We start from the raw sequence: 1312 nt of genomic DNA, 5'->3' as shown, positions 1-1312 counted from the left end.
CAGGGATCCGGCAAGGTCGTGAAATGAGGGTGTGACCTGCGGGATCGCTGGTCCGGTAGGCGGGTTTGGGGGTTCGCAAGTAGCGGGTGGGGCCCGCGCGGTTCGATGGAAGTTCTCACGCTCACCATCGCCGCTGACAGGACCCACCCGCCGATGACATTCTCCTGTGTTTCCGCCGCTCGTGGCCAGTACCTGCTTGATCTGCTCGCGCAGGTGCCCGATCCCCGTAAGCGACGTGGCCGGCGCCACACCCTGGCGGGGTTGCTCGCGGTGGGAATCGCAGCGGTGGTGGCCGGGTCACGGTCGTTCGCGGCGATCGGGCAGTGGGCCGCCGATGCCGGTGACCAGGTGCTTCACGCGCTGGGCGCGACCCGCGGGCCGGCGGAGGAGTCGACGTTCCGGCGGGCGTTCGCCGCCCTGGATGCCGACAGGCTGGACGCGGTCCTGGGGGCCTGGCTGTGGACACGGGCCGCTCGCGTCGGTGACCGGCTGGTGATCGCGGTCGACGGCAAGACCGTCCGCGGCGCCAAGCGCAAGGGCGGCAAAGCGCCGCATCTGGTCGCGGCCCTGGCGCACGGCGCCGGTGCGGTGCTCGGGCAGGTCGCGGTCGCTGCCAGATCGAACGAGATCCCCGCCGTCCGGGACCTGCTGCGGGCCTTTGCGGACCTGGCCGGGGCGGTGGTCACCATGGACGCCCTGCACACGCAGACCGGCACCGCCGAACTGGTCGTCGGCCGGGGTGCGGACTACGTGATGACGGTGAAGGGCAACATGCCGGGGCTGTACCGGCGGCTGAAGAGGCTGCCCTGGGCCGATGTCCCGGCGGTGTCGACGGTGACCACGGGGCGCGGCCGCCGGACTCGCCGCACGATCAAGGTCGCCTCCGCCCCGGCATGGACCGGGTTCACCGGCGCGGCCCAGGTCGCGCAGCTACGCAGGACCGTCACCCGGCGCGGGAAGAAGACGGTCGAGGTGGTCTACCTGGTCACCAGCGCCGACGGCCGGGCCGCCGACCCGGCGACCCTCGCGTCGTGGGTGAGAGGGCATTGGCTGATCGAGAACCGGCTCCACTGGGTCCGGGACGTCACCTACCAGGAGGACAAATCGCTGGTCAGGACCGGGAACGCGCCCCGCGTGATGGCCACGCTGCGCAGCCTGGCGATCAGCCTGCTCCGCCTGGCCGGGCACGACAACATCGCCGCTGCCAACCGGCACCACGCCCGCGACCCGCAACGCACCGTCACACTGCTCCAGACCACATGAACGACAACCCCAGGTCACACCCTCTTTTCACGACTTTGCCGGGTCCCTG

General features: G+C 71.2%; 1 protein-coding gene. It reads left to right on the top strand.

The features are described from left to right. Positions 1 to 105 precede the first annotated feature (105 nt). Entirely contained in the window at positions 106 to 1263 is a 1158-nt protein-coding gene (locus ABGB11_RS42390; RefSeq protein ID WP_347641364.1) for an ISAs1 family transposase, read from the top strand. Positions 1264 to 1312 lie beyond the last annotated feature (49 nt).

This window comes from Actinomadura sp. B10D3 (assembly GCF_039871695.1).
In the GTDB taxonomy this organism is placed as follows: domain Bacteria; phylum Actinomycetota; class Actinomycetes; order Streptosporangiales; family Streptosporangiaceae; genus Spirillospora; species Spirillospora madurae.
The sequence above is the reverse complement of the archived record's forward strand: the minus strand, read 5'-3'. Positions and strand labels throughout refer to the sequence as shown.